This window comes from Rhodococcus sp. RDE2 (assembly GCF_020885655.1).
Lineage (GTDB): Bacteria > Actinomycetota > Actinomycetes > Mycobacteriales > Mycobacteriaceae > Rhodococcus > Rhodococcus pyridinivorans.
In genome coordinates this window covers 1669934-1691923 of record NZ_AP025186.1, presented here as the reverse complement: position 1 = coordinate 1691923, position 21990 = coordinate 1669934, and the positions used below count along the sequence as shown (strand labels likewise).

At 59.2% G+C, this 21990-nt stretch carries 16 protein-coding genes and 1 pseudogene; 7 read left to right on the top strand and 10 right to left on the bottom strand.

Annotated features, from left to right (window positions below; genetic code table 11):
• The first annotated feature begins 11 nt into the window (after nt 1-11).
• Genes LPH33_RS07905 through LPH33_RS07885 form a run of 5 tightly spaced genes read left to right on the top strand, consistent with a single transcriptional unit; the run spans nt 12 to nt 7069 of the window.
• Nucleotides 12-2228 carry a sigma factor-like helix-turn-helix DNA-binding protein gene (locus tag LPH33_RS07905; protein WP_229567725.1) on the top strand — a complete coding sequence of 739 codons (2217 nt, stop codon included), beginning with the start codon at nt 12-14 and terminating at the stop codon, nt 2226-2228.
• The gene (locus LPH33_RS07900) at nt 2225-4363 is read left to right on the top strand and encodes a DEAD/DEAH box helicase family protein (protein WP_229567723.1); all 2139 of its coding nucleotides are present in this window, start codon (nt 2225-2227) and stop codon (nt 4361-4363) included. The genes LPH33_RS07905 and LPH33_RS07900 overlap by 4 nt, the downstream gene beginning before the upstream one ends.
• 23 nt (nt 4364-4386) lie before the next feature.
• Complete coding sequence (locus LPH33_RS07895) at nt 4387-4551, top strand: hypothetical protein (RefSeq protein ID WP_229567722.1); 165 nt, start codon at nt 4387-4389, stop codon at nt 4549-4551.
• Nucleotides 4548-6605 (top strand): AAA family ATPase, encoded by a 2058-nt coding sequence (locus LPH33_RS07890; RefSeq protein ID WP_229567720.1) that lies wholly within the window; start codon nt 4548-4550, stop codon nt 6603-6605. The genes LPH33_RS07895 and LPH33_RS07890 overlap by 4 nt, the downstream gene beginning before the upstream one ends.
• Nucleotides 6602-7069 carry a DNA phosphorothioation-associated protein 4 gene (locus tag LPH33_RS07885; RefSeq protein ID WP_229567718.1) on the top strand — a complete coding sequence of 156 codons (468 nt, stop codon included), beginning with the start codon at nt 6602-6604 and terminating at the stop codon, nt 7067-7069. The genes LPH33_RS07890 and LPH33_RS07885 overlap by 4 nt, the downstream gene beginning before the upstream one ends.
• A gap of 173 nt (nt 7070-7242) precedes the next feature.
• Here the strand turns inward: LPH33_RS07885 and LPH33_RS07880 are convergent, their stop codons facing one another.
• Nucleotides 7243-7464: a hypothetical protein gene (locus tag LPH33_RS07880; protein ID WP_229567717.1), complete on the bottom strand. Its 222-nt coding sequence runs from the start codon at nt 7462-7464 to the stop codon at nt 7243-7245.
• A 184-nt stretch (nt 7465-7648) separates the two neighbouring features.
• The gene (locus LPH33_RS07875; RefSeq protein WP_420714479.1) at nt 7649-8788 is read right to left on the bottom strand and encodes an IS3 family transposase; all 1140 of its coding nucleotides are present in this window, start codon (nt 8786-8788) and stop codon (nt 7649-7651) included.
• Between LPH33_RS07875 and LPH33_RS07870 the strand changes: the two genes are divergently transcribed.
• The gene (locus tag LPH33_RS07870) at nt 8693-10258 is read left to right on the top strand and encodes an IS1634 family transposase (RefSeq protein ID WP_229566897.1); all 1566 of its coding nucleotides are present in this window, start codon (nt 8693-8695) and stop codon (nt 10256-10258) included. The two genes, LPH33_RS07875 and LPH33_RS07870, sit on opposite strands and share 96 nt — an antisense overlap.
• Nucleotides 10259-10292: 34 nt before the next feature.
• Here LPH33_RS07870 and LPH33_RS07865 read toward each other — a convergent pair.
• The 8 genes and pseudogenes from LPH33_RS07865 to dndB form a co-directional block, all read right to left on the bottom strand.
• A pseudogene (locus LPH33_RS07865) lies at nt 10293-10547 on the bottom strand (transposase); the annotation flags it as partial.
• Nucleotides 10548-11018: 471 nt separating this feature from the next.
• Nucleotides 11019-13076 carry a DNA sulfur modification protein DndB gene (locus LPH33_RS07860; RefSeq protein WP_229567713.1) on the bottom strand — a complete coding sequence of 686 codons (2058 nt, stop codon included), beginning with the start codon at nt 13074-13076 and terminating at the stop codon, nt 11019-11021.
• A 181-nt stretch (nt 13077-13257) separates the two neighbouring features.
• Complete coding sequence (locus tag LPH33_RS07855) at nt 13258-13980, bottom strand: hypothetical protein (protein WP_229567712.1); 723 nt, start codon at nt 13978-13980, stop codon at nt 13258-13260.
• 167 nt (nt 13981-14147) lie between these two features.
• Nucleotides 14148-15611, bottom strand: a complete 1464-nt coding sequence (locus LPH33_RS07850) for a DNA phosphorothioation-associated putative methyltransferase (protein ID WP_229567710.1) — start codon at nt 15609-15611, stop codon at nt 14148-14150.
• Nucleotides 15612-15614: 3 nt separating this feature from the next.
• Nucleotides 15615-15980 carry a DNA sulfur modification protein DndE gene (gene dndE / locus LPH33_RS07845; RefSeq protein ID WP_267499194.1) on the bottom strand — a complete coding sequence of 122 codons (366 nt, stop codon included), beginning with the start codon at nt 15978-15980 and terminating at the stop codon, nt 15615-15617.
• Nucleotides 15981-16000: 20 nt separating this feature from the next.
• Nucleotides 16001-17974 carry a DNA sulfur modification protein DndD gene (dndD, locus tag LPH33_RS07840; RefSeq protein WP_229567709.1) on the bottom strand — a complete coding sequence of 658 codons (1974 nt, stop codon included), beginning with the start codon at nt 17972-17974 and terminating at the stop codon, nt 16001-16003.
• On the bottom strand, nt 17971-19500 hold the full coding sequence (gene dndC, locus LPH33_RS07835; RefSeq protein WP_229567707.1) for a DNA phosphorothioation system sulfurtransferase DndC: 1530 nt from the start codon (nt 19498-19500) through the stop codon (nt 17971-17973). The genes dndD and dndC overlap by 4 nt, the downstream gene beginning before the upstream one ends.
• The gene (dndB, locus tag LPH33_RS07830) at nt 19497-20624 is read right to left on the bottom strand and encodes a DNA sulfur modification protein DndB (RefSeq protein WP_229567705.1); all 1128 of its coding nucleotides are present in this window, start codon (nt 20622-20624) and stop codon (nt 19497-19499) included. The genes dndC and dndB overlap by 4 nt, the downstream gene beginning before the upstream one ends.
• Before the next feature lie 161 nt (nt 20625-20785).
• On the opposite strand from dndB, the gene dndA reads away from it, so the two are divergent.
• Complete coding sequence (gene dndA, locus LPH33_RS07825; RefSeq protein WP_229567704.1) at nt 20786-21934, top strand: cysteine desulfurase DndA; 1149 nt, start codon at nt 20786-20788, stop codon at nt 21932-21934.
• Nucleotides 21935-21990 lie beyond the last annotated feature (56 nt).

Sequence of the window (21990 nt, the reverse complement as noted above, 5' to 3'; positions counted from 1 at the left end):
AGGAGAGCAGTGTGTCGGGGGACGTAGTCAACCCAGATGTCGCCACGTGGTTGGACGTCTTCCCCTGGCTCGAGTCCACGGCCGACACAACACACGGCCCCTGGTGGAACCAGCCGGCCTCGGGTCCGACCGTGTCGAAGCGGCATCGGCACCTCGAAGCCGTAGCAGAGATCGCCATGTCCCAGCTCTCACGCTGGACGATCGCCCAGCTGTTTCCTACAGCTGGAACGGGTGTGTCTTTGGAGGCTCTGGGCCTTCCGCCACGAGGGTTGAACATGTTCATCAGGCGGGGGTACCGAACGGTCGAAGACATCGCGGGCCTGTCGGTCGAAGAGATCCTCGATTGGAAGAACTTCGGCGCTGCCACAGTGTCCACTGTGCTACAAATCCTCGCAGATCAGGCCGTGGCGGACGCGGCGGCGGAGAATGACGCCGAGGATAATGTACTTCGCACAGCGCCTGCCCAAAGCGATGTTCAGGAATCCACGGAACTTATCGTCGATGCATCGATCGTCGACGATCTCCGGGTAGTAGCAGAGTGGCTGGCTCTTGTCGGCCTTCCCGACACGCCGCTGTTCACCCAAACGCTCCCGATCGGGACACCTCAGAACGTTGTACGAGCAAGAAAACGGCTGGAAGTAGTAACCAGCACGGGCGTTCTGGGCGCAGATCGGGCTCTGGACGCCGCCGGCATCCTGGATGAATCGATCCGGAAGCTCGACGATCGCGCTGTCGGGATTCTTCGCGATCGGATGTTCGCCGACTCACCACTCACTCTCGATACTATCGGGGCGACGCTGGGAGTGACGCGTGAGAGGGTTCGCCAGATCGAATCCAAGGCACGAAGTGCACTTCTTACCGAACTGAGTCACGCCGGCACGGGACCCTTGGCGTCGTTGGCCGAAGCTGCGCAGCGCACCATTCACGACGTGCTACCCCTGGCAGCGCTTCTCGAAGAGATTCCTTCGTTGAAGAACCTCGTCGATTCTGTCCAGCAACCCGCTTGGCGCGTACTCGACCGTCTCGATGATTCGTACGAGATCGAGGACGAATGGTGTGCCTCCCCCACAGTCGAGGCTGCCAGGACCGCAACCGCGACGCAGATCGAAGAGTTCGTCGACAGCTACGGAGTAGCACCGCTGGCATCGCTCGACTTCATAGACATCGAGCCAGCGGAACGCAAGCGGACGATCACTGCCGAATGGCTCGAGTACTGCGGTTACCTGATCGAGGGTGACCACTTGTTCACGCGGATACAGTCGGTACAGGACTATGCAGCTTCGATCCTCTCAGTGGTGGGCTCGCCGCTCTCCTCCGATGACATCATCGCCAGATTCACCGTGGAACGCAGTGTCCGGTCCTTGCGAAACGCATTGGCAAAGGACGATCGATTCACTCGAGTCGATCGCGACCGATGGGGACTAACCGAATGGGGTCTGGACACGTACTCCGACATTCGCTCTCTGATCAGGGAGGAACTGGCCAAGAACGGTGGACGCGTGGCGCTGGATCCGCTTATCGACAAGATCACGAGCAAGTACTCGGTCTCCCGCGGCAGTGTCGTCACGTACGCCTCTTCCGCCCCGTTCGAAACGAACGACGGGATGGTGCAGTTGGCCACAAGTCCTCGTGAAGTACGAAAAACACCGAACCAAACCCGCCGAATGTTCCGCCGCCCCGAAGGGTGGGCGGTGCGGGTAAAGGTCACCAAGGATCACCTCCGAGGAAGCGGATCGGTGGCACCCACTGCAGTCGCTGCGATCCTCGACTTGCAACCGGGACAAACCCTGCAACTCGAGTCGCCACTCGGGCAACAGATGATCGCCTGGACAGGGGTTCAGCCTAGTTTCGGCACGATCCGCCGCTTCTTGTTGGAACGTGATACCGCTGCCGGCTCCGATGTATTCCTGATCATCAACGATGACAGAACGTTCGCCGTCGAGGAAGTACGCGAACCGGTAGGCGAGCCCCTAGCGGACGCCCTCGCTCTCGTCGGCATCGAGCCGCAGTCGACTCCTTCCGACAATTACAGGAGTCTCTGCGCCGCAATCGGTCTCCCGGAGTCGTCCGGAATCGCCTCACTCATCGGCGCGTATCGCGAGCGTGGTGACACAGATATCGCCGAACTCTTGCTTGCCTCACGTGATTCGCTCGAGACCGTGGAGACCGATCTACCTGACCCCGAAGTCGAATCCACGAACGTCGACGACATTCTGGATCTGCTGTGACGGGCCGGATAACTTCTGGTCTTCGGTCGCTCGACCTCGACGACCGCTATCGCAGCGACCAGGAAGACGTCGTCGCCCGCTTCTACGTTCCGGTCTTCAGTGCGGCCACAACATACAGCCGTGCCGTTGGGTACTTCACCTCGACGAGCCTCGCTCTCTATGCACGCGGTATAGAGCGTTTCGTGGCACGCGGCGGTTCGATGCGGCTCATCGCATCGCCACATCTCGACGAAGGTGATATCGCAGATATCTCACACGGCTACTTAGTCCGAGACGTCATTACCCGCGCAACAATTCGTGAACTCGAAGGCATCGAGAATGATCGCGTTCTGGATGGGCTCGGACAGGTCGGTCGTCTGATAGCTGACGGCCATCTCGACATCAAGCTCGCATTCGTGGTCCGGGACGACAGAATCGGCATTTATCACGAGAAGATCGGTGTGTTCCGTGACGAGTACGGTGACCTCGTCGCATTCACCGGCAGCAGCAATGAGACTCTGGGCGGCCTCGTGGCGAACTTCGAGTCCATCGAGGTGTACCGTGGTTGGACCGAGAGCGACGGTGCACGTGCGCTTCGGCTCGAATCGGATTTCGAAGACCTCTGGGCAGACCGAACATCGATGCTCAGCGTCGAACCGTTTCCCGATGTTGCTCGGGAGCGTCTCATCGAAATCGGACGTGAACGTCCGAATACAACCCTCCCGGATCGGGAGCATGTCCTCGAAGAATGCCATCGAGTGGTGGACGAGCCCAAAAGACTCACTCCCCCGCCCGGGTTGATTCCGCGGGATTATCAGCGTGCCGCTGTCGAGGCATGGTTACGCAACCGGGGTCGCGGTTTCCTGGCCATGGCTACCGGTACGGGAAAGACCAAGACCGCCTTACTTGCTGCGACTGCCGTCGGGAATGTAATGCGCGACCGGGAGGAACCACTGGTCGTGTTGATCCTTGCTCCGCTGCAGCATCTCGTAGATCAGTGGGTTACCGACGTCGAGGCCTTCGGGATTACACCGATCCCTGTTTACGAATCCAGCAGCAAGTGGGTTCCTCGCGTTGAGGACCAGATCGGACAGGCCCGACTCGGACAGCGACCGGTCGTCGTGTTGATTGCGACCAATGCCTCGTTCTCCGGGCCCAAATTTCAGGAAATCCTGGGCCGGCTCACTTTGCAACTGATGGTAATTGCTGATGAAGCGCATAATCTCGGATCCACGCGCTACAACGCCGCGCTACCTGCTCATGCCACCTACCGCCTCGGACTGTCTGCGACGCCCGAGCGGTGGCATGACGAGATCGGCACGAAAGCACTGTTCGACTACTTCGGTCCAATCGTTTTCGAGCTGGGCCTCGGCGAAGCCATCAACATGGGCGCGCTCTGCCGGTACGCCTACCATCCACGCCTGGTTGAGCTCAATGACCAGGAGACCGAGTTGTACACCGAGCTGACAGCGAAGATAGCCCGGTGCATCGCTGCCGGTGACAGTCCGGACGACGCCGATCCGAACTCGCCGCTCGGATTCCTCTTGCGTGAGCGTGCAGGTGTGACTGGTCATGCGGCCGGCAAGCTCGCAGCACTGCGTGTTGACCTGGAAGCTCACCGCCACTCGTGGTTTCAGCTCATCTACTGTGCGGAGGGACGACGCCCGACACCACCAGGTGACGAAAGAGGTCCGAACCAGTTGGTGGAAGTGATGAGGATGGCGGGAAACGATCTCGGAATATCCGCGCATCAATACGTTTCACAAACCTCACGTGCCGATCGCAAGGTGCTGCTCCGTCGTTTCGGCTCCGGCGACGACCTCCAGGCACTCGTTGCGATGCGATGCCTCGACGAGGGGGTCGACATACCCGACTCTCAGGTCGGCTATCTCTTGGCCAGCAGTAGCAACCCCCGACAGTTCGTCCAGCGACGCGGACGCTTGCTTCGCCGTGCCGAAGGCAAAGACCGGGCAGAGATCTACGACTATCTCGCCGTACCTAAGGCAGGGGCGCCAATCAATTTCGAAGTCGAACGAGCGCTACTCATTCGCGAGATCGAACGCGCGAACGAGTTCGGCAAGCTCTCCGAAAACTATGGGGAAACACTCGACTCATTACGTCCACTCCGCGACCACTATCACTTGATGGACCTATAGCAGCCATGTTGGAAGGATCAACGATGACCGAAAACACGCGTACCGAGAAAGACGTGATCGGTGCGCTCTCCGACGACGAGCGGGCGCTGCTCAAGCGGGTTCTGGAGATCGAGCGTGCCAAGTTACACCTGAGCGCGTACGACGCGACCGAGGACATCCTCGCAGCAGTGAAGGGAATCATTCCGTGAAGCTTCAGTCGATCGCACTCGAAAATTTTCGCCAGTTCGCAGGACGCCAAAGCTTCAGCCTCGACTCGGACGGTACTCGTCCGGTAACGCTCATATTCGGCGCAAACGGATCCGGCAAGACCACACTCTTGAATGCGTTCACGTGGGCGCTTTATGGGGGTCTGTCCGACGACGTCGAACAGCAGGAACGCCTCGTCACCGACGCTGTATGGAGGTCGGCCTCGGTCGGAGAGTCCATCGACGTGTCGGTCGAAGTCAAGTTTTCTCATGAGGATCGGAGCTATCGGCTCCTCCGTACTGCCACGCTCCGCAAGGAATCCGACCACCAACAATCGGCGGTCCCCAGCGTGCAGCTCTGGGCGACGACACCTGATGGCGCGTCGGAGGCAATCAGTGCGCCCCAGGAGATGATCAACACGATCCTGCCACGAGGAGTCAGTCGCTTCTTCTTCTTCAACGGTGAGCGAATCGAGAACCTCGTCAAGAAGGAGGCCTACACAGAGGTTCGAAACGACATCAAGGTCCTTCTCGATCTCGAGCAGGTCGAGCGTGCCCTCGCCCACCTACCGAAGGTCGACCGTAAGCTCTCGGCAGACCTTCGCAAGTATGGCGGCGAGAGGGCAGGACGAATCCAAGAAGAGATCGACGAGCTGAACGATCGGCAGGCCGAGGTCTCGGAACGTCGGGTTCTCCTGGAACGCGAGGTCGCGTCGCTGAATGCAGAGCACGAACGTGTACTCGAGCTGCTCAGGGAGAATGCCGATGCCGCTCCAATACAGCAACGACGCGATCAGGTAGAACAAGAGCTCGCTGATGCGCGGCGCGCATACGAAGCCGCGGTGACCGACCGGGCTACCCTCATTGCAACTCGCGGGTTCCTAGCCTTCACAGATGCTCTCGCATGGGATACCAAAGCCATGGCTGAGGACTTGTATCGGCGTGGGGCACTTCCTGCACCACTCAAGCGCGAGTTCGTGGACGATCTCTTGGAAAAGAAGACCTGCATTTGCGGAGCCGAACTCACCGAAGGCTCCGACTCATGGAGACACGTCCAGGATTGGCGGCACCAGGCCGGCCTACAAGCCGTCGAGACTGCGTGGCAAAAACTATCGGGAAATATCGACGAACTGGAGGCAACCCGAGCGGCGCTGCGCAGCGACCTATCCGGCGTCGCGAAGCGTATCGGTGACGAGAACGACCGAGTTGACCGACTGATTGCCGAAAAGTCTGAACTGGACGGCAAGCTACGCGACAGTAGGCACGAGGACATCCAGAATCTTGAGAGCAAGCACCTTGAGCTGCTCGACATGATGCGCGCCAAAGAACAGCAGGTCGGATCCGCCAAGGGCGAGATCGAGCGGCTTGCGAAAGACATCGAAGCCAAGACGCGCGAGCGATCGAAGGCCGAGGTCACGGATGAACTCGCACTAAAGGCACGCACTCGACTCGACCTCGTACAGTCGGTGAAAAAGGCGCTCATCGAGATTCTTGAGATTCGCGCAGCAGATATGCGAAAGCGGCTGGATAAGGAGCTCAAAGAGGTTTTCGGCAGCATCACTCACCAGAGTCACGTACCAACCCTGACCGAGAATTTCGAGTTGACCCTGCACAAGACGGTGAACGGAGTCGAGCTTCCGGTTCCCAAATCCACCGGCGAGAACCAGATCCTTAGTCTCAGCTTTGTTGCTGCTGTCTCGAAGCTAGCTCGTGAGATCCGAACGGAGCGCCGCGCCGAGGAACAAACGAGCGTCGATGCCGGGACATACCCCATCGTCATGGACGCCGCATTCGGCTCGTTGGATGAGGACTATCAGGAAGCCGTTGCGCGCGCTCTCGCCAAGATGGCACCTCAGCTCGTCGTCCTGGTGAGCAAGAGTCAGGGTATGGGCACCGTGATCACCGAACTGATGCCATATGTCAGTAATCTCGGAGTGCTTGAGACTCACACAACGGCCGAGGGCGACGTCGCCGACGACATCGAGATCAACGGGACGTCGTACCCTTACATTCGTTCGTCCGACATCGATCGCACTGAATTGAAGGTGATCCTGTGACCGCCACTCCAGATGTTCGAGCACGCCGTCCACAGCAGCACGAACGTCTCATGCTCGAACTGCAGCAGGAAGCGAAGTTTCCGGCTTTCCGAGACATTCTGCTGTTCGCGGCTGCGGTCGGATTTACTCAGGGTCGACGGGTGCCGTTCACAGCTGTCGCCGGTGATCCGATTCGGTACGACACGCTTGTAGGACCGTCTTTTGCCGACACGCTCGTCAGCATGATTGCCGCCAACGAGGTCGGAAATGACCCCGAGATTATGGACAACTCCCGTTTGCAGGAACGAGTCACAATATTCGAAGAGTATGCAAACGGCGGACTTGAGTACATTCAAGAAATTGTCAACACAAGAAAACAACCACTCGGATTGATCGTTTTCGAGCTTGTGACGTCCGCCCTCACGAATGACAGGCCACCGACCGATATCGACGTGGAGGACCTCCTTAGCGGAGCTACGTGGTAGTCACTTCCAACTGACCACTACGAATGATCTGGGGACAGAAGTCGCCCCGCTCCGCAACGAGAGCAGCTCAATCCTGCCTGCCAGTATTCTATTCCAATAGCCCATCACTGCATGCATGCTGCGATGCTGGATGAAAATTGCTGGCGCGAACCGGGGTCAGCTAGGTCTATAATTTATCGCTCGAACACCTTGCCGAGGACGATCCCACGCGGGCGGACAGCGGAGAGGTTCTGCCAGGCTCGCTCGTCCGTATCGTTCTCAAGGCCACCCATCGACGCACACTCCGCTGGTTTATGGCGCTGGCCTCCATGCAGCCCCATTTGCAGCCGGAACAGTGAGTCGATCAGCGAATGGACGACCGTACGTCCGAATGGCAGGAGCAGCTCGCGCATCATAGGAACACGCGAGCCACTCAGCGAGGTGGGTGCGGCGGGAAGCTACTGCAGCCGCGTCGCTCGATCAATCCGCTACGTAGCGCTTGAGACTCTTATTGGACATGGATAACCCGCGTCAACTGATCTGGCAGGTCCCCGATAGTCGGTCCGGTCGGTTCTAGAGCCGATTCCTACTTGCAGTCGATCAGTCGATCTCACACGCCACCGGCTGGTGCCGGTGAGTGCATCCGGCAGCGTACTCGGCAGGAGTTCGGTACCCCAGCGCCGAATGACGGTGCCGGTGATTGTGGTCGTCCTTGAAGTCCTCGATCACCACCCGGGCCTCGAGCAGAGTGGGCCAGTAGTTTCGGTTGAGACACTCATCGCGCAACCGGTTGTTGAACGACTCGATGAACCCGTTGTTCCACGGCGTGCCCGGCGGAATGTAGGACATCCCCACCGACCCAGCACAGAAGTCCCGCAGCGCTTCCGAGATGAACTCCGGCCCATTGTCCATCCGCAGCACCAGCGGCGGCCCACCCCACATCGCGAACGCCTTCTCCAAGCCCTCAATCAACCGGTCGGCGGTGATCGAGCGGTCCACGATGTTCAACAACGACATCCGGGTATGTTCGTCGACCATCGACGCGATCTTCACCGTCTTGCCGTCGACGGTCGAGTCGAACTGGAAGTCCAATGCCCACACCACATTCGGAGCATCCGCGTCGACGATCGGAACCGAGGACAGGCCGGCACGTTTGCGGCGTGGAGCACGCCGGACCTGCAGCCCTTCTTCCTTCCACAGGCGGTGGATCTTCTTCTTGTTCACCTCGATGCCCTGGTCGTAGCGCAGCCACGCCCATGCTCGCCGGAAGCCGTGCCGCGGATGCTTGCGGGCATATCTGCGCAGCTCTGCGCGCAGATCGGCATCCGGATCGTCCGGTGTCTGCGCCAACGGCAACCGCCGGTAAACCGATCGGGAGAGCCCAACGACCTTGCACGCGAACCGCTCCGACATCTGCATAGTGCCGGTGAGCATGGTGATCGCGGCGCGTTTGGCGGTCGGGCTCAGAATTTTCCCTTGGCGATCTCCCGCAGCGCGTCCTTCTCCAACTCGGCATCGGCGAGCAACCGTTTGACCTGACTTGCACAAGTTGAGGAGGATTCCCGGGTTCTCCGAGCGTTTCCGCTGGTAGCGGGATCGCGGGTTGTCGATTTGGGGCACTAAACGGTCGGTAGGATCTGGCGGGTGGCGGCGTACATTCGCAAGGTTCGGACCGCGTCGGGGGCGACGGCGGTGCAGATCGCGGTCAAGCAGGGCGGTCGCCGGACGATCGTCGAGCATGTCGGTTCGGCCCACACCGACAGCGAGTTGGCCGCGTTGATGCAGCTCGCCCGCGGCAAGCTCCACGCCGGCCAGGAAGAACTCGACCTGGGACTGGATGTGCCCGGCAACTCCGGGAAGGGACCGTCGCTGATCACCGCGAAGCGTTCGCGCTGGCTGGTCGAGGCGGTCGAGACCGCCTGGTACCGGCTCGGGTTCGACGTCATTGACGACGAGGCTTTCTTCCAGTTGGTCCTTGCCCGGATCGTGGAGCCGACCTCGATGAGTGACACGGCCAGGGTGGTCGGCGAGATCGGCCTGACCCCGGTTCACCGCAACACCTACGCGAGTGCATTGAAACGATGTGCCACAAGTGATTACCGGGATCGGGTCGCGACGCGATGTTTCGAGCATGCCGCGGCGACCGGGGGTCTGTCCCTGGTGCTCTACGACGTGACCACCCTGTATTTCGAGGCGGAGAAAGAAGACGATCTCCGCAAGGTCGGGTACTCGAAAGAACGCCGGGTCGACCCGCAGATCGTCGTCGGCCTGCTCGTGGACCGGACCGGTTTCCCACTGGAGATCGGCTGCTTCGAAGGTAACAAGGCCGAAACCCACACAATCGTGCCCATCATCCGCCAGTTCCAGGCCCGACACGACATCGCCGGAGTCGAGATGGTCGTCGCCGCCGACGCCGGCATGCTCTCCGCCGGTAACCTCGCAGATCTCGACGGCGTCGGCCTGAAGTTCATCGTCGGGTCTCGGGTCACCAAGGCCCCGGCGGATCTGGCCAACCATTTTCATTGGAATGGAGACGTTTTCGTCGATGGGCAGATCATCGACACCGTCACGCCCCGCCACGCCCGCAGCGTAGTCAACACGGCGAAAAGACGCGCCGAACCGATCTGGGATCCGGTTCGGCATCCCACCTCGTGGCGGGCGGTCTGGCAGTACTCGAAACGCCGTGCTGTCCGCGACAACCAAACGCTCAACGCTCAGGAAGCCCGCGCACGGGCGGTCGTCGATGGTGGCAAGGCACCGAAATCGACCCGGTTCGTCAAGACCACTACCAGTGGCCGCACCGTCGATGAGGCGAGCATCGAGCGGGCCCGATCACTCATCGGCCTGAAGGGATACGTGACCAACATCCCGGTCACACTCATGGAGCCGGGCGAGGTGATCGGCAAGTACCACGACCTCTGGCATGTCGAGCAGTCGTTTCGCATGTCGAAAACCGACCTGCGGGCACGGCCGATGTTCCACCACACCCGCGACGCGATCGAAGCCCACCTCACGGTCGTCTTCACCGCACTCGCGATCGCCCGCTACCTGCAGGCCGAGACCGGGACTTCGCTTCGTTCCCTGGTCCGGACCCTGCGTCCGCTCCAGGAAATCACCATCACCATCGCCGGCTACCCCCACACCGCTACCGACCCCCTCGACCCGGACGCGGTCCGCATCCTCACCGCGCTGGGTCTACCGACTCGGTGATCGGAGCGGGGCACTAAATCTGTGCAAGTCAGGGCAGCGCGTCCTTCTCCAACTCGGCATCGGCGAGCAACCGTTTGAGCCGGCTGTTCTGCTCCCGCAGTTCCTTGAGTTCCTTCGCTGCATCGGCGTCCATGCCGGAGTACTGACGCCGCCAGTTGTACAGCGTCGCCGCCGACACCTCGAGCGCTGCGGCGATTTCTTCACCGTTCTTGCCTTCCGCGGCCAACTCGTCGGCTCGGCGCAGCTTGCGCACGATGTCCTCCGCCGAGTGACGTTTGCGTCCCGCCATGATCCCTATCGTCCCTTCTTCGCCCTCACCAGGGCAATCAGGACTCTAGAACAACCCGGACCTACTCACAGGGGACATGCCAGATCTTCTGTCCGAGCACCTGGGGAGTCAACAGCATCTTTCCGTCGCCTCGCTTCGCGCTCCGTTCCCGAGTTTCAGACGAAACCCATCAATCACCGTATACCCTGGGCAGCCGCTCGTACGTCCGCCCTACGCATCATGAAACCTTGCGTGATGTGCTGGCCGAAGAGAGTGGGTTCGGCTTAAACACTCATCTCGCGCCCCAATTTAGCTGCGGGTCTTCCACTTTTTCCAAGAAAATGATTTACGCCGGCTACCAAACTAGTTGCACACACTACATGCGTCAAACGTCTAGAGCCTGAAATCTTAGATCCAGATGCCAAATATCGGAAGGCGAGCCGTGATGGGACGAAAGTCAAGCGAGTAGACGATATCTCCCGCGAACTATCGTCAGCCTTCCAACACATCCGAGCTCATCGCGTCTTCGAGGCTTGCGGCTACATCGTTGGACAGGGTCTCCTCATTTTCCTCTTCTACCCCACCTACCGTTTCATCCTGCGCGCGAGCCTTCCAATCGCCATATTCGTCAGGACTAATTTCGAACCATACGTCGAGAGCCTTGCTCAGCGACTCGTCCACCATCTTCTGAGCCTTAGCCTTACGCTTGCTCTCCACCATAGTAGGGTCACTGTTTTTCAGGGCTTTTTCTTGTTGCCTGATCAAGAATCTGCGGTAAAAAGCCCTCGCCGAACTTAAAGTTTCTTGAAACTTATCCCTATCGTTGATCCACTCAGCAACGTGGACCCAGGCCTGCTCCGTAGAGAGTATCTCAAGCCAAAAATAGCGGAAGTACACAGCTTGTGGGGTGTCTAACGATGCAATCCCGTTCAGCGGAGAACGGACGCCGCGCTTTGCCATAACACGCCGGCGATCATGAGCCTTTCCAAACCAGGTTGGCTGCATAAAATAGGCGTTCCAGGCCTTAACTAACGACTTGGCGAATTGCGGAAGTTCATCGAGGGAACGGTTCTCAACGTGGAGCTTCCAGAGGCTCCCCAAAGTAAGCATCATGCCTAGTTGACAGGCATGAGTGTTCATCATCGCGTATATGTGATTGCTACGCGAAATAGAGTCTGGGCTGTCGGATCCGAGTAGTTCCTTAGCGCGTTGTCTCTCGAACGATTCCTGCTTGCCTTGAAGGAAATCCCAAGCCTTAACGATATCCGGCTTCGTCCTGCTCGCGCTGACACCTGGGAGCGTCGACTCTTGCTTAAAATGTTCGCTACTGTCCCGAAGCGTCCAGTACACACCGACACCCCCAAACAATGCATCCTGGGCTAGCCTCGCAAGAACGTCCCCAGGCGCCCACTGTTCCTTAATCTGTACGAGAGCGCTTGCGTGGGCTCGATAGTGGACAACGCCCGACAACAAGGTAAGAATCGACTCGCCCCACGACTGCATAAAACGAGCCGTGATTTCTTCTTTCTTCCCGACAGGAAAGTTGGTGTTGCCAATCTCACCGGGAAGGTAAGTGAAGTCACCGTCCTCAATAGCACCCGGGAATATTTTAGCTAGCTCCAATTGTCCGCGCATAAAGGCATCGCGTTCAGTCTCGCTTTCCCGACCTCCGAAAGCAAGGTTGACTTTGTCCAAGTACTTCGGAGGTCCGAATAGACACCGATCGACCGCCATTTGGAGAAGATGGATGTTTGTAAGGACGGACCATCGGGCAGATTGGGTGGTCTTAGTCTCTGGATTGTCGTACTCAACTGCATAGAGCGGGAGAAATTCATTCGAGGGACCACTCCTGAGCTCATTTAACAGACTTCGCGTAAGGACCTTTAGTAATTCTCCGTCGGAGAGCAAGATCAAACGTGACTCGCTCGGCTGCCGAGCTTCTTTGTTGACGTCAACGAACAACTTCCGGGCCACCCCGTGAGGATCCCCTTCTGGGCCGGTCTGGTCGGGAAACCAGCACACTGCCACAGGGACTTCAACACGTGACAAGTCTAGTTCGCCGTCGTTCTTCTTCTTCCATTGTTCCAATTCGCGGCGTACTGGACCTTCGTAGAAAGACTTAAACCGGTCGCCGCCGCTCTGATCCCAGGTGTTGGTTAATGTACGTTCAATAGCAAGTAGTGCCATCGCCCTGTGCTGACCGTCGATCACCACAAGTCGCGTGTAAGCATCATTCCAGTGCAATTCACCAAGCGGAATCGGATGAAGCTCCCCCTCACGTAAGGCAAGGCGCCGAACCCTCATCGCCTCACCTGCAGTCGACTGGATCCAATTCCCATTAGGGTCCGGAACATATTCTTCCGACCCAAGAGTGGGCAGTTCCGCAGGACGTTTGTTCTTGAAGGGGAGCAACACTGCAACGATGGGCGGGAAGAACGCCGGCCCGGTAGCGCGCGGTCGCAACAGGTATGGGATCAGCTTTGTCGCTACGCGATGATCATCAAGATCTCGTTGGAGGAGCTGGTTGAAGTCGAGCAGGTCTGCATCCATAACCTCACGGACCGGAGCGAGGCTCTTCGTTAGGCGCCGCTCGGGGTCTGTACTTTCCTCCCCAAGGCGAGCTTTTGTCATAATATAATCAACACGCCCAGCCGGGGTGGTGAAGCTCCCCCACGTTCCACGGACGTAGTCAAGGAAACGAGGTCCGCTCCCGGCGCCAAAGATGCTCATACTACCGCCTCCCTAATATTGGCGAATACATTTTGTGCAGGAACCATTCAGCAGAACTGGTAACTTCTCGAATGTCGGCAGGACTCAGGTCCGATTCTCTTAGCTTATCGAGCTCAAGAATCCAGACTTCTAAATCTTCCATTGCCACTTCACGTGCCGCCGCCCTGTGTCCAAACGTTCGGGCGATTTTTATTGCTCGATCCCGCTCCTCCGGCCGCTGACGAAGGTAATCGCTCACACGAGTAAAGTCCTGCTTGTGCCGAATTAGTCGCTTCTTCAGGTCATTCGATATACCGATATAAAGCGGAGTCGAAAATTCTGGTATTATGTGTTGCAATATGCTAGCGAGCAACTTCCGCTTGCTGGCCGAAGCTGCAATAGCGTACAGTGACGGTGCCACCGACGCCTCGTCGTTTGAATTCGGTGCCTCAATTTTCGCACTGCCTTTGTCTCCGAGGGAAATGCCCAACGTAGCCAGGACGTAGTCCGCCTTCAACTCGCCCACCCACCGCGTCCCATAAGATGACGCGCCTTTCAAATCAATTGGGGGCGGTTCATAGAGCAATGCATAGCGATGGAGCGTATCGAGGAAGAGTGCTGCGCTGGCATCATCGTTGGCATCCACATCGAACACGCCGACAGGTGGCTTGACGTACCACGCATACAAGCCCGGGCTGGTGGGCGCCCCATCCACCTCCAGCATGGAGATGCGGCGCAACATCATTAGACCTCCCTCTCGGCAGCCGTGCGACGAGAGTCGGCTGCGGCAAGCCGCAGGCTCTGCGCACCGGCAGACATGTCAGGGTAGCCATGCTACGGCAGAACATCTGCGAAGTGATCAAGACCCGCGCTAGACGTTACGCCCACCGCGTAAAAGAGGTTAAGTCTGAATCATCCCCCACTCGACCTTTTTTGAAGGCGATGGCCTCGAATCACACAATCTCGTTTATTCAGCTCGGCCTGCCAACCTTGGAGGGTCCCGATTCGTTCGGGATGTCTATACAGTCCTGCTTTTACTTCTGCTCGGGTGAGGCTTTGAAATAGCGGACGATGCGGATACGATTGGCCAACGAATTCTTCTTTTCGATGTAAAACAGGGGGGTTGTCTGAATTAGAATAGTCTCGCCAGTCAACGGTAAGCGCCCTCAAACCGACCGTAACCGCTCCTTCAAGAGATGGGTGGGCGTTCTTGTCGAATTCCGGGTAGGACAAGAACGAAACCCGTGGCTCGGCAACGGACAGCTTCACCATGTTTGCAAGCTCAACAGTGCCCGCAAGAACTCGCGCACAACCTTCATAGACCTGCAGGATGGGCGGCAGCTCGCTTAGTGCAGAACGATGGACATACAACGCAGACGGAGTCTGCTTGCCGACCTTGGAACTTCTTGCCGTCATGAGCACCATCATTCGGTTCCCGACCGCCGCGAGAAGTCTGTCCCCCTGATTGGTGAGATCTCTGTAGGTTCCGAAGTGAATCTTGATATCATGCTGCAGAATAGGCCCTAGCTGCGAGAATCTTGGTTTGCGCCCGAAGCGCGACATCGCGGCATACACCAGCAGTTCGGACCGACGTTGGATCCTCACCTGTTCCCAATGGGAGTCGTCCGTAACCTGGTAGATCAGATTCACTGCTCTTCCCAGTGTGCCGCTCGCATCCAAAACGCACGCTTCTGCTTCAGCGCTCAACTCGCCGCGCTTTGGCGGCCTCGCATGCGCAGTCATAAAGTCGAACAACGGGGCGAGGTTCTCGCGGTTGCGCTCGTACTCATCATGAGGATCGATGATTATGCGCGGTCGGTACTGGTAGACCCGATTCGCAAGAAAATCCTGCTGGGCGGCTTCGTCCCGAAAGACGTAGAAAACGCCTGGCGCAGCGGCAAGGGGCTTTGTCTCTAGGACCGACTCTATCCATGTCGCGAGCTCGGATTGGTCGTAGAACTTCTGGAATGTCCCCATGCGGGTAAGGATCCCGTCCCCTACGCGACGACCGACCAGCTCGCGCGCCTCCCAGGTCAAGCGAGCCGAGACCACAAGAATATTTCGTGTGAGGCCCCAAGCTGATTTCAGTACCTGGGCACGCTCGATCGGATCCTCGATCACGTTGACCACGTACCCGAGATTGACCACATTCGACGAGATCATCTCTGCGTTCGGACGGTGGGCGGGGTCCCACCCAGACACTGAAAATCCGAGTCCTTGGAGATGACGGATATCGCCGCCTCGACCGCACCCATAGTCGAACACGGTCGCCTCGCGCTCGATGATGCCATCGGCCAGGGCAAGCCCCATCGGTCGTGACAGCGCCGATCGGACCATCGCTGTCTTATGACGGGCGGTAGGTCCGATCGTTGTCATGCGCTACTCCGCGAGTGCCAGCTCCACGAGCCCTTCGATGTCGGAGGAACGTGTGTCCCCGATCAAGTATCCGATGCCTCGGTGAAGATGGAGGCGGAATTGAGTAGCAAGTGTCTCCTCATCGAGGTCCAGTCCGTCGTTGTGGCATCGGACCCTCAGAGCGGACCACAGAACATCACCGTGCGCGCCGGCAAACACTTTCCATGTCATTTCGACGTTGCTGTCGGTGACGATTCGGGCAGCCGGCGGCACGGAAGGTTCTGCCAGTGAACGACAGAGCGCCCAGCGGCACAGAACATTCCACTGGCCGATTCCCGTGCGTCGCTTCAACGTCACCAATTGATCTCGTGCCGTCTTCGAGAGACGCACATGCTCGACAGTCACTACGTTTACTCCCAGAAGTATCCGGATCGAACCGACGTGGACGCGCTGTCGTGGTCGTAATCAAGGCAGTACGACCGTCCGACGTGCTTCTTGATTCGACGGAACGCTTGCTCGTCGATCTCCGTATCGGTCGACAGCAGGACGACCTGATGGCTCGCGAAAGGAAAGTACCGCTCGATGAGGTGCTCCCGGTGCTCCCCGTCAAGCCGGCCCAAAGGCGTATCGACGACGACCGGCAGTGGCTGTCCTGATGCTCGCGCTAGGCCCCACAGAAGCGATACCGCAAGCAACTGCCGTTCGCCTGCAGATAATTGGTTCGCGGGAAGCGGCTTACCACCCGGACCGGTGAGTTCCACGGTGTACGTGTCGGGATCGATCTGGACTGCGGTCACCAGTTTGTTCTTGCGCAACAATCGATGGAGTGCCTCCAGGACGTATTCGCCGATACGCCCGAGGTAGCGCTTCTTCGCCGCGACCTGCAGCGATTCGAGAGTTGCTCGGACTTTGTCCACATGCTCGACGATCCGTGTGTCGTCCTCGAGCGCAAGGTTCGCCTGTGCGTACTTCTCCAGGATTCGTTCGTAGTCGGCGTCGACCTTCGCCCGTTCCGCCCGTCGTACTGCGAGCTCCTCGTCCAATGTCGTGACCTTGGTTTCAGCACGGACATAACGGTCCGAGGCCTCGTCGAGTGCTCGGCGCACCTCTTCGAGCGACTCGGGGTCGGGCATAGCGACGAGTACCCGGTCGATCTGATCGAGTTCTTCGCGGATACCCCGTCGACGCTCCACCAGTTCACCGATTCGACGGCGACTCGAGGGAAGCGCTGTTTCGCGCAGAACCCGGATCGAGTCCGGTCGTCCGAGACCAGTGATGTCTTCGACATCGACATTCTGGTTACGTTCTGCACGGTCTTGTTGCATGAAGGTGGCGATCGCCGTGAGCACATTGTCGCCAGCGCCGCTATTACGAAGCACAGTGAGCACTGAGTCGTCGCGCTGCGCGAGCACGTCCGCCACGGCCCGCCGATTCGACGAAGTCGACTCGTCTGCTGCACGCGACTCAACCTCGTGAAGGAGATCGGTCACCAGAAGCAGCGGCGCAGCGTCGGACGCCTCAGCACGCAAGTCGTCATCGACCTGCGTGAGCGCTGCACGGAGAGCATCAGCGGCCTTCTCCGTCTCTGCTCGCGTCTCCGCGACCTCACCGCCCCGCGACTGGTAATCCGACCTGGCTTCCGATCGCTCTTTGTCCGCGCGTTCGAGTTCGACACGCGCCCGCGCCAAGGCTTCGACAGTCCCTTCTTCGAGCTGGCGGGCTCGCGTCACGAGTTCACGCTTTGCCTCGACCTCGGACCTCAGAGACTCGGGAATCTGGTTTGTTCGGTGCCGACGACGCAACACCGACAGATCCGTCGCAAGTCTGTCGACAAGATCGAGTCCGAGCAGAGCCGAGAGCGCCGAGGCCAGCACCTCACGTGACTTCTCCAAGTCTGCGAGTGCTTCGATCTGTTCTCCATCGAAGAAGAACAGGCCGGCGATTCCGCGAGGGAGGAACGTCTCGACGTGCTCGCTCCACGTAGAGGTCAAGGCACGGTCGAGCCGACCGTCGACTTCCACATCGAGGCTCTCGCGCCCCGGGGCTTTTGCTCCACCCCATCGACGGCTGATCCGATAGACGTGTTCCTTCCCCTGTTGAAAGGCGCGGAACTCCAACTCCACTGCCGAGATCGACTTCGCAGATGCTCCGCGATGCGTCAATCCGACCAGGTAATTCTCGTATCCGCCCGCGCGACGCCCGTTCGGCTGTGCAAGCGCGCCGTACAGCGCGAGGTGAATCGCCTCCAGCACTGTGGTCTTGCCGGCACCGTTCAAGCCCCCCACGAGAACAACTGGCTTCGTCTTCGATTTCGGCGTCATAGTGATCGTGTGACGACCTGAAAACGTACCGACATTCTGAAGAACCAGTTCGTCCAGGATCATCGCTCGCCACCTGTGCGAGCAGGCTGCACATAGCCATCAGCGATGTCGAGCTCGTCAGGGCCGTCCGCGGCTCGCAACCGGTCTACGGCACTTGCTCGGTCTGTTGCGCGCTGCAATGCATCCCCTTCGTTCTCGTAGAAGCCCTTGCGGAGTGCCTTCGTCAGAGAATCGAACAGTCCTGCACGGCGTGCTTGGGAGCGATGTCGCTGCTCGACGTCGAGCAGCTCGCGGACGAGCTCGAAATGGACACGATCGTCACCTACCACTTCGCGAAGGATTTCGACCGTGTCCGGCCCGAGCGGCAGGTGCTCATCGAGGGGTCGCCCTGGATACTCCGCACCCGTGGTTTCGCGATAGATGGTGGGCAGGCTGTCTTCGAACTCGTGCTTGTCCACCACCCAGATCCGGCGGATCTCTTCCAGTTCGTCCAGGGTGATGAGTTCGAGGTCCTGTACGTAGGACGGTCCGTTCTCCCTGATCCACGTCTGGGCTTCGAGCAGCTTCCGCACCCACCGCTCACGCGACTCTTGTGTGTACGGACCGGGGATGTTGCGGCCGTTGAACAGCTGCACCGATCCGTTCATCCGTCGGAAGTCACGCAGGTGACGGTCGTCCTGGACATCGAGTTCGTCGCGCAATTCGAGGAGTGGCAACATCCACTCCTTCTCCTCGTCGTTCTGGATCATCGCCGACATCGACTTGTCCTTCTCGACGAGCGTGCAGGTCCAGCAGCCGAACCGGCTGTCACCACAGCTGGGCGTGGACGAGTCGACGACAAGAGGACACTCGCCGTCGGACGAAGCTCCCTGGTACATGGTGAGGAGCTCTTTGTTCGAGTAACCCCACGGGTTCTTGGTCTGCATCAGGAAGGTCCAGACGTCGTCGTTGGACCAATCCTCGACCGGTGAGTAGACGAGGCAATTGGGAAGAGAACCGTTCGGGCTCAGCATGTCGCGGGCGCGCTGACTTTCCAGCTCGGTCATCCGGTGGGAGCGTCCCGAGCTCTCCGCCTTTCGCGTACCGAGTACGAGGATCGCCTCCCCGTGGGACTTCACCATATTGATGATGAAGTTGTTGGAGGGCTTGATCTTCAAGCGTTCGGTGCACCACCGGAACTTCGGCCGCGGCGCGGGATAGCCACGACCGGCAAGATTCACCCAGAACGTGTCGGACACCGCCGGCGTGAGCCGATGAGGCTCGATGGGCAGTCCCTGCGCCTGCGCAGCGTCTGCCATCGTGTTCAGTGAATGAGTGACCCATGCAGCAACCACAGGGTTCTCGACAAGAGTGTCCGTGCTGATCACGTGCACAGGCTTGGTGCGCTTCGCCGGCTCCAGTTGTACAAGTGACATCCACACCAACTGCAGGACCGCGGTCGAGTCCTTACCGCCCGAATAACCGACGACCCACGGGATGGAATCCTCCAGGTAGAGCTTCTGGGTCTGCTCGACCAGAGCCTCGATGGTGCCGGACAGTCCGAGCTCATCGAATGCCGATCGTGGACGGATCGGCAGGTTGCGGGTCATCGTGAGTCACCTCGTCGAAAGTTGTTCTCGGCTTTTTGCTCGTCGTCAGGTAGCGGAAGATTCAAGCGTGTTCTCAGCAGTGCGGTAGTCAGCAGAACGTTGCCGGTACTCTTCGAGACACGTCCGCCGGACAAGGCTCGACCTTCCCAGAGCTCTGAATTCGATCGGTGCCAATCGATTTCACGCAGGGGGCGGAGTGCGCGATCCCAGGACCGTTTGTCTCGACTGCGCTCGAGGAGTGCGTTGCCCACCTTACCCAAGGCATGAAGAACGATTCCGTGGCTGTGGATGAAGTCCCGACGAATCTCTCCGGCCGTGACTTCGCGGGCACGAACCTGTGCCCATTCCGGGAACTGTTTTGCCACCACCGACCAGTAGTTCCCGACCAGCTCGGCACGCTTCTCGAGCGAGTCCTCCTCGATACCCTCCAGCAATGCGCGATTCGCGTTGTACATCGCCGATAGCGTGAACAGCTTCCGAGATCGCGCTGCCAAATTGCTCGTCTCGGTCTCAGTGAGGTCTCGATAGAAGTCCGAACTGAACACCGCCATCCGCGTGACCGCCGATAGATCGTCGCGATGGTCGTAGAGCACGCTGATGGACCGAGCCGGACGAATTGCGTACCGGTTGAGGTCGGCGAACATCTGTTGACATCGTTCCAGACCGACGTCGATAAAGAGGACGATCGAGATCGTCTCATCGCCGACATCGGGGTTCATCGTGAGCGCTTCTTCGATCGCCGCACGGCGATGCTGTCCGTCGTTGATGACGAAACGGGCGTCCATCGGTATACGGAGCGTGCCGATGCGGTCGCTCGGCCCGACGCCGTCGGTAATCGGATCGAACTCCACGTCCGCGCTCACGGATGCCGTCAGGGCCGAGAACACGTAGCTGTCCGGATTCTCGACGATGTAACGCGCCATCTCGGGTACGCGCGACCGGTTGAGGGTGCGTTGCGCACGTTGCTCGGGTAGCAGCTCCTCGTCATCGAAGGAGAACAGACGAGGGATCATGCGAAGCGGAAACATGGTCGAGTAGTACTCTCGACCAGCCTGAACCCCCCGTATCGCCGGGAACACGTACTCGAACTCTCCACGCCGTGGAGCACCACTACGTTCGTTCACCGCACACCTGTCCAATCGCCACCAGTTGTACGGAACGGTACCCGTTCTTGTACGGAAATGCACATCCGAACACACCCCCCGAGTCATCCGAACACGACGTTCCTCTACGCGTACAGTGAGGAACGATAGCTGCGCCGTCCGACACGGGAGAATCCAGACGTATGCCCAGTTCAGGACCTGTATACCTCGACTGCAACGCGACCACCCCGGTCGATCCCGCAGTACTGGACGAGGTGATCCACTTCATGCGCGATGAGTACGGTAACGCAGGCAGCCGTACCCATACGTACGGTCAGCGCGCCAAGGAGCGCGTCAATCGCGCACGGGAAGAAGTTGCCGCCGGCGCCGACGCCAAGCCGGAGGAGGTCATCTTCACCAGCGGTGCGACGGAGAGCAACAATCTCGCGATTCTCGGCCTCGAAGAACACGGTCGCAAGACCGGCAAGATGCATATCGTCACGACTGCCATCGAACACAAGGCTGTCCTCGAGCCGATCGAGCGCCTGGTACGACGCGGCTTCGAAGCCACCGTCCTGAAACCCGGACATGACGGCCGGGTCTCGGCAGATTCGATCATCGAAGCGATCCGTCCAGACACCGTCTTGGTCTCGGTAATGGCTGCGAACAACGAGACCGGCGCCGTCCAACCCGTCGACGATGTTGCTCGATCCTTGGCCGACCACGATACGTACTTCCACGTGGATGCAGCGCAAGCGTTCGGCAAGGTGGAAAACGTCGTGTCGAACAAGCGCATCGACATGATCAGTATCTCCGGCCACAAGCTGTACGCGCCCAAAGGAATCGGCGCGCTCATCGTCCGCCGTCGGGGGTACCGGCGCGTCCCGCTCACACCGCTGCTGGTCGGAGGAGGGCAGGAACGGGGACTTCGCCCCGGCACCCTTCCTGTTCCGCTCATCGCCGGACTGGGAACAGCAGTCTCGTCGGCGATGAAGGATCAAGCAGCCAGAGCGGCTCGCGTGGCCGAACTGCGGTCCGGCTTGGTCGAAGCCCTCACGCCCCTCAACGTGCGTATCAACGGATCCCTTGACAACACGCTCGCGAGCACTCTCAACTTTTCCGTGCCAGGGGTGGACGGAGAGGCAGCGATTCTCGCTTTGAAAGACGTAGTGGCAGTGTCCAATGGCTCGGCATGCACGTCGCAGAGCTACGAGCCCAGCCATGTCCTGAAAGCGATGGATCTCGACGACGACACCATCCACGGCGCTATTCGGGTCTCCTGGTCCCATCTTTCAGAGGATCCTCAGTGGGGACTTCTTGCCGAGAGACTCTCCCAGCTTGTGGTCCGCTAGTAGGACTTTGTTAGGTTGGGAAGGTGTGGTGGCAGGTCGGGCAGGTACCGATCCAA